Source organism: Mojavia sp. (assembly GCF_059505145.1).
The window spans coordinates 1-7,937 of record NZ_JCACKA010000004.1 but is presented as its reverse complement, the minus strand read 5'-3'; the positions used below and the strand labels follow the sequence as shown (position 1 = coordinate 7,937).

Annotated in this window: 5 protein-coding genes and 1 pseudogene; 3 read left to right on the top strand and 3 right to left on the bottom strand. The window is 36.3% G+C overall.

Features of this window, described 5'->3' with window-relative positions:
- Positions 1-1,982 (top strand): CHAT domain-containing protein (locus tag AC5JL8_RS00165; RefSeq protein WP_495877758.1); only part of this gene is annotated, 1,982 nt, incomplete at its 5' end.
- On the opposite strand, the gene AC5JL8_RS00160 is transcribed toward AC5JL8_RS00165, so the two are convergent.
- The 3 genes and pseudogenes from AC5JL8_RS00160 to AC5JL8_RS00150 all read right to left on the bottom strand — a co-directional run.
- Positions 1,963-2,862: a hypothetical protein gene (locus tag AC5JL8_RS00160; RefSeq protein ID WP_495877757.1), complete on the bottom strand. Its 900-nt coding sequence runs from the start codon at positions 2,860-2,862 to the stop codon at positions 1,963-1,965. The genes AC5JL8_RS00165 and AC5JL8_RS00160 overlap by 20 nt on opposite strands.
- Positions 2,863-3,010: 148 nt before the next feature.
- A complete protein-coding gene (locus tag AC5JL8_RS00155) occupies positions 3,011-4,663 on the bottom strand; it encodes a protein kinase domain-containing protein (protein WP_495877759.1) in 1,653 nt (550 codons plus the stop codon).
- 141 nt (positions 4,664-4,804) lie between these two features.
- Positions 4,805-4,879: pseudogene (locus AC5JL8_RS00150) on the bottom strand (4-Cys prefix domain-containing protein); the annotation flags it as partial.
- A 601-nt stretch (positions 4,880-5,480) separates the two neighbouring features.
- Between AC5JL8_RS00150 and AC5JL8_RS00145 the strand changes: the two are divergent.
- A complete protein-coding gene (locus AC5JL8_RS00145; protein ID WP_495877756.1) occupies positions 5,481-6,935 on the top strand; it encodes a helix-turn-helix domain-containing protein in 1,455 nt (484 codons plus the stop codon).
- A 10-nt stretch (positions 6,936-6,945) separates the two neighbouring features.
- The gene (locus tag AC5JL8_RS00140) at positions 6,946-7,137 is read left to right on the top strand and encodes a hypothetical protein (protein WP_495877755.1); all 192 of its coding nucleotides are present in this window, start codon (positions 6,946-6,948) and stop codon (positions 7,135-7,137) included.
- The last annotated feature ends 800 nt before the right edge of the window (positions 7,138-7,937 follow it).

Here is a 7,937-nt window from a genome sequence, read left to right as displayed (position 1 = left end):
GCTATTTAAGCATTATAGCCTTTTTTACTTTTTTGTTTTGTTTAAGTCCCGCTAATACAGAAGTTACCCTTTACAACCAAGCTAAAAGTAAATATCAGCTTACTGATGAGCCTATTGCTCAAAAAAAAGCATTCGTTTTAGCTAGGTCTAAGTTTAATTCTGCTCAAGAATTGTATCAAAAATTAAGTAATGGACAAAATGCCATTTCTCTACAAGCTAAATTGAATTGGCTAAATTTACTATTGGATAGTAAATCATTATCAATCCAATTTTATCAAACTAAAAATTTACCATCAAATAAATCAGTTTCTTTAATAACAAATGATATTTTAAATAAAGTTGATGAACTAAAAACGCTGCCAAAGATTGAATCTATTTATTACAAACTTAATTTCTCCCAAAATCTTATAAAAATTTCTCAAATTAATGATTTAAGAGAATTAGCATCTGACAATTTACCATCTATAGCCCTATCATTATCTCAGGAAGCATTAGCTAATGCCCAAACTTTGAATAACGCAAGAGCAATTTCTTATGCTAATGGTACTTTAGGTCATATCTACACTGCATTTAAAGAATCATTGAAAGCAGAACATTATTTTTATAATGCTATGTTGTTTGCCCAAGCAGTAGAGGCTTGGGATATAGCTTACCAGTGGCAGTGGGAATTAGGACGGCTTTCTCGACTCTCTGGAAAAATCGAACAAGCTAATCAATTTTATGCAGTTGCTATTAAAAATCTTGATAAAATCCGTAGTGATGTTTTGCTAGTGAATTCAGACATTCAGTTTGCTTTTCAAGAAAAGGTAGAACCCTTATACCATGAATATATAGACTTATTACTCAATCAGGACAAGCTTAATAAAGCTTACGCAAAACAAGCAGCCGAAATTCAAGAGCAACTAAATTTTGCTGAAGTAGAGAATTTCTTACGATGTGGTAAATTTGCTGAGAATTCTCTGAACTCGAAATTTGAAGATAAATTAAAAAATTTACCTATTGTCATTTATTTAATTAAATTAGCAGACCGAGTGGAGGTTCTTGTTAAAACACCACAAGATATCTATCGTCATCCAGTGGATATAAACCTCATTTCTGAGCCTCTTAATAACTTATTTGACATTATCCAAAGGCAAGAGTTTGTTGATACAAAAAGTCTGAATTTTCTAGCATATTCACAAACTGTTTATCAATTTTTGTTTGAACCTATTAAACAATACTTGCCCCCATCAGGTAACTTGGGCTTTGTCTTGGACAGCTATTTTCAAAATTTACCCATGAATATGTTATACGATGGGCATCAATATTTATTGGAACAGTACATTACTTCTGTAGGTTCTAGTGCTAAACAATTACGACAGTCTCTAATCAAACCAACCCAAGCTTTAGTTAGCGGTGTTTCTCAAGTTGCTCCCAGTTTCAATAATCCAATTGTTCCTAAAAATTTACGTCCTTTGCCTCAAATCAAAATAGAAATTGAAAATATTAAACGAAATAACCCTTCTGCACTTACATTAATTGATGCTGAATTTACCCGTGATAAATTTAAACAGAATATTGAAAACAATTTTTTCTCAACTATTCACCTAAGTACTCATGCTCAGTTTAGTTCGGATCTTGAACAAACCTTTGTTTTAGCTTGGGATAATCCTCTTAACGTTAAAGATTTAAAATTTTTAGTACAAAATAAAAATGACCTTGATTTGCTTGTTTTGAGCGCTTGCCAAACTGCCAAGGGTGATAGGCGCTCCTTTTTAGGTATCGCTGGCATAGCTGCACAAGCCGGAGCGCGTGGTATCTTAGCCAGTCTGTGGCTAGTTGATGCTGAATCTACCACTCAACTGATGAGCGAATTTTATGATGGACTAAAACGCGGACTCACTAAAGCAGAGGCGCTACAATTTGCACAACTGAGTCTGTTGAAAAGCGACAAATATTTCCACCCATATTACTGGAGCGGCTTTATTCTTGTGGGTGGGTGATATGCTGTAACGCAATTTTCATGCCTGATTCCGCCTTAGTTAACTCCAGATTATTATTTACTTTTTGAGCTAATTGCTTTGCTGTTAAGTATGCTTTATTTGCTTGTTGGGGTAAATTCGCTATCAAGTAGCGATCGCCTAATAATCTATGAACAGTCGGGTTTTTTGAACCTGCTTTAGCTCTGGCATTTAGCATAGTTATCGATTCATGTACTAAATTTCGTGCCTCATATACCGCATCCATGTCAATCGCTAATTCATCTTCCAGCTGTTTAAGGCTCTTGAGAATGTTAATTGTCTTTTCTAATTCTTGCGCCTTGTCGGTGGGCAGTAGCAATAGGATTGAAGAGCTACCATCTAGCACTTCATCCCCCCGCATAGCCACTATGTCTACACGGTAGACATTTCCTGGTTTCATTGCTGGTTGGTATTGAGGATAGGGCAGACTTTCTCCTTTAACTTCCACCTCCCAGTTTACTCCCCCATTTCCCTTGAGGCGCACATTGTAAGAAGTAGCTGTCTTTGTGCTAGACCAGGATAATGTCGGGCGGGGGTTTTTGATTACCACCCCATACGGGGTAATCTTATTCGGCTTGTTTTCTTCGTCTGGGCCTTTAGGGTTGATGCAGTTTCTTCCATCTAAAAGAGTACACCCCCTACGTTCAGTATTTGAGAGTGGCAAACAATGCTTACCCACAATGTCGCTAGGAATTTCTAATATTTTTCCTCTCAGATAACAAAAAATTTTGACTCTGCCTCCATTGGCCGCGCTGACTTTATCCTCTTTGCACAATTTGCTCAGGGGTTGATAGTAAATGTCACCACTAATAACTTTAGCAACAGGCTCACAAGAGAAGCCTTCTTGGGAGCTTAGTCTCACTACTTGCTGTCCCCACCCACGGTTTATACTTAGGTTTGTTAAAATCAATATCGATATAATTGCTCCAACTTGGAGTTTACTTTTTTTCTTTGACATCAGATTCAAACACTTATTTATACAAATGATTTATCGAACTACTTACTAGTACTTATTTTCTCTTGAAAATTCGCCCTAATAATTCTTCTCTCCACTTTTGAATTTCTGGCAAATACACTCCGTCTGTTCTTGCAAGTATACACATCTCCCCATAACTACTCGCATAATCTAAATCGCCCAGTGCTTCTTTTGTTTTCGCTAACAAACAGTACACATCTACTCTTTGTGAATCTAGTTCAAATGCTTTTTGCAAATTTTTATCTGCTTCTTTATAATTTTTCTGCATCAATTGCGCCCATCCTAAGTTTTTGTATAGTGCTGCTCTCCAATGAGGAAAAGAAGATGAGGCTTTGCTTAATCCTTCCACTGCCAGTTGTTGGGCTTGAGCATATTTTCCTTGCAAGTTCTTCAATCTGGACAAATTATTAACGGCATTCATCGCCTTGTCTTTACCATATTTAATCGCCAACCTATATTGCTCTTCTGCTAAATCATATTCTTCTTGTTCTTCATAAAAATTACCTAAATTATAATGCCCTTCCCACAGGTTAGGTTCTAGCTTAAAAAGTTCTTGGTAAGTTCTTTTTACACAATCTATATCTCTTATCTGTTGACAAGCAACTGCCAAATTATTGTACGAATCTACATCTAGTGGATTGTATTTAATTGATAAACTATAATATTTTTTCTCTAATTTTAAGTCATCTTTAACCCGTGCCGCTTTGTCAAAATAGAATTGGGAAATCTGAGTATTTAGTTCAGGACGAATTTTTACTGCTTGGTCAAATAGACTTTGTGCTTGTTCTGATTTATTCGCAGCTTCTAGGTTTTGACCTTCAAATACTAAATTATTAGCATATGCTGGTAATACTAGTTTATAAATTACTAAACCAATCAAACTAACAGTAGCGATCGCTACACTGAATATAAATTTTTTAGACCTCGTTAATTTATAAAATTTACTTTGCTGAGGCAGTTGTTTAAGCCGCCACAAAATCATGCCAGTAGTCTGAGGGCGATGTGCTGGATTAGGAGCCATCAACTCATCTATAAAATCAGCAAAAGGCTTATCAATTTGTGGTGCTTTCTCTCTCCAAATTAGTCTTTCTGTCTCTCGATTTGTCGTCAAATCCATTAATTTAACCCCAGTAACCAGACGCACAATAGTTCGACCTAAAGCATAAAAATCTGACTGAGGGACGGCTTTACCATGTATTTGTTCTAATGGGCTGTAATAATGAGAAACTACCGTTGTGATTTCGTAATTTCCTATACTCATATCTGTTCCTCCGCTGGCGCTAACTTTCGCTAAATATGTGTCAGTTATTCGGCGCACAGTCCCAAAATCTATCAAGAATAATTGCCCGTCCGGTTGAAGAATTATATTTGCTGGTTTTATATCTCTATGAAAAAATTCAGTATGGTGTACTACATCTAGTATTGCCACTAATTGCTCTAACCAATCTAATGCTAAATTTTGTGAAATTGGTGGGTGGGTTTTTATCCAATCCTCTAAATTTTCTCCTTCAATTTTATCCATTACTAAGCATCGTAATGTGAAGGGGCTTTTGTGAGGAACAAAAGTGAAGAAGTCATCAACACCATTTGTCTGAGGAATATTTGGGTGGTGTATTAATTGCAAAGCCAGAACTTCTCGCTCCATTCGCTCAACGAATTTAGCCGAACCCCATTTCATTACTTTCATGACTCGCCGTTTACGCTCAGGACTCCACTTTGTCCCCTCATCCTCTACCTCAAATATTTCATTGTATGTGAATGGGTTGTCGTTCAGTTCTCTCAATGGTTTGATTAGACGGATACGCTCATTGATCACTAACGAAGTACCGCAACAGAGGCATGTATCGGCATCATCAGGATTCTGCCGTTGTTCACAAAGAGGGTTTATACAGTAACATGACATATAATAAAAATTTATGTTTAATGATGGTCATTTGATTACAGCGCAAGTGAAACTTTAAGCCATTTATTTTATGTATGCATAAATAGCTTATATTGCTACTTTATTGCCTCAAAAACAAGAAGTATGATACTTTTTTGAGCAACTACTATGCCAAGCTGAGTTTCTTACCCAATTTAGTTCTAAACTAAATTGGGTTCACTTTCGTAGTAAGTCAAGAAAAATTAGAGAGATCCATAAAAAATGTCGCGCCGTCGATGTCCGACCGCAAAAGCGCCACAATATCTTCGATGCAGCCCAAAATATTTACGGTACGACGGGACATTTATTTCAAAGCAAGTGCCTTAGCAGTCAGTTGATTTATAGTTTAAGGTAACTTTGTCCTACTTCGGTGAATCTCATTCATTAAAAATTTGTATGATACAGAACTGTTAATGGTTAACTCTAAATTAAAAATTATAGTACCATTAAGCTTATACATTATATTCTCTTGAATACCTTCAATAAATACAACTGCCGTATAGACTCCAATATATGGAGGGATAAATCTGTTTATGTAGTTTAGCTACGAGTAGTTAGTCATCGTTTAGACAACTATCTAAGTATGACGCAAAACAATAATTTTGGGGAACAAAGCTCTTGTGAGCAGCTAAACTTCGATACAGCCTTAAATGTGATAGATGACCTAGTGTTTACCAAGATAGGTAGGCATCTATCTGAGCCTGAGATCACTTTGATGAAGGGCGCATGGGATGATGATGATTACGAAGAAATAGCCAAAGACTCTCCTTATACCGTCAATTATCTACAACGACACGTAGCCCCTCAATTATGGAATTTAATATCTGCAACTGTTGGAACTGGTGAAAAAGTTAGTAAAAAAAAGCTGCGAAATTTTTTAGAATCACTGTTTGCAAGAAAGTACCATACTCAGACAGAGGGGCTAAGTAACGAAAAATCCTCATCCGTTCAATTTATTAAAATTAATGGTGAGCCGCCTGATATATCTAATTTTTGTGGGCGAATACAAGAACTAAATCAAATAAAAGAGTTAATCACTCAATATAAATGTTTATCTTTAATAGGAATAGCAGGAATTGGTAAAACTGCTTTAGCAGCAAAACTCTTAAAACAGATTAGTACCAGTTCTGATTCTGAATTTGAGTGTTTGATTTGGAAATCAGTTGCTCACGCTCCAGTAGTCCAAGATTTAGTAACTGAGCTAATACAGCTAATCCAGCCAACAGCATCACCTTCACTTCAGGTTGAGTATACGCAAGCTCAAATTACCACCCTGCTTAAAGAAATACAATCTCGTCGCTGTTTGATTGTACTAGATGAAATCGACACAATATTTCAAACAAGCAATTTTGAACAACGTCTAGAATATAGATTATTTTTTCGTCGCTTGATAGAAGAACAGCATCAAAGCTGTTTTCTTTTAACCAGTCGCATTTTTCCCAATGAATTTGGTAGCCTTCTAAAAGCTAAACGACCTCTTAAATATCTTAAAATCAAAGGTCTAGATACTGATGCAGCAATGCAGTTTTTACTTAATCAAGGTTTGACTGGCAAACAAAGATGCCAGGAGTTAATTAACACTTATTATGGTCATCCTGCTGAATTACAAGGTGTCATTGAAAGAATCCATCATTTTTTTGCTGGTAGTACTGAAGCATTTTTTGATAATAAGACAACATTTATCAGCCCTGAACTTCAATCAGTTCTGGATGAACTATTTAGTCAATCTTTGAGCCAAATTCAACGCGAGATTATGCTCTATTTGGCTGGAAATATATCTATTAACTCAAACTCTATAAATTTTGCTCAATTACTAAAAGATTTTACTCATGTCCATAACAAAAATGTATCAGTTTCAGAAATTGTGGAAGCATTAGAATCATTAGAAAATCACTCATTAATTGAAAGTATTAAAGATCCTAATTCTAAGGAAATACGTTTTTCTTTGCAACCAGTCATTAAAAAATATATTTCTAATGACCCTTTAGGGATAATCAAAAAATTTGATAAGTTGGAAAAAATCTCAGTAGCATCATGAAGAGGAGATTATGGAGATCATTACCACTACAAACAAACTTAAAATCTGGAAGAAATTGACCAAGGCTGCTACTAGTTATCTTCAGTGGGTAGCAGCAATTACTGGTACATTTGAACAGACACCTAAACGCGGATCGTCTTGCACGAACCTAACCAACAAGTTTTCCACCGCCAATCCAAAGCAGAGGCAAGTGTCTGGCTAAGGACGGCTTGAGAAAAGCTCTACCCAATAGGGCAGATTCACCAAAATTAATAAAACCGGAGGTCACACAACTCAACAATCAAAATCTGATGAGATGCGAAAAGACGCGAAGTTTTGTAAGATCAAGCTTGTCAATATTACGCAAAGCAGGAGGAAAACAAACAATACATAAAAATTTAGGCAAAACGTACTAAGAAGTACCGCTTTGCCCGAAGTTCAGACAACTGAATAACTTAAGAGCGGGGTTGATCTCGGAATGACGAGGAAAGTGGTGCTTAAAGTTTGGCGACTTGAATCCACTAACTTGTCAATAAGATACCACGCTGTTTTACTTTGCCAATTATAACGATAAATGGGTAGGTAAAGACAAGTTCTGCTGACCGTTTTTGGCATTTTGGCAAAAAATTTATATTTCCTTTAAGTAAATTTTTGTAAAGCAGTGTAATCAAGGAGAATCAGAAGTCAGAATCCAGAAGTCAGAATTGATAATGGGTTGATTTTTTGCTGTGAGACATTTCATCCCTGAGCTATCAGGTGATAGACTTCTCACCTCTGTCCCTAATGGCAATTCGGGCTGTAATTCTTCTGAATACTGAATCTTGACTCCTGAGTTCTAGATTAAAAACCCCCTCTGAAACTTGAAAACCAAGTTCTTGGAGGAATCTACCGTGTCTAGTAACCAATGCCCTAAACAATTGGGCGTTGGGGATCAAGTGTTGCTACCTAACATTTGCAAATACCCCAATAATCTCACCGCAGCCGAGTATCATGAGCTAGCGGTGGGCAGCGCCATTCATCCTG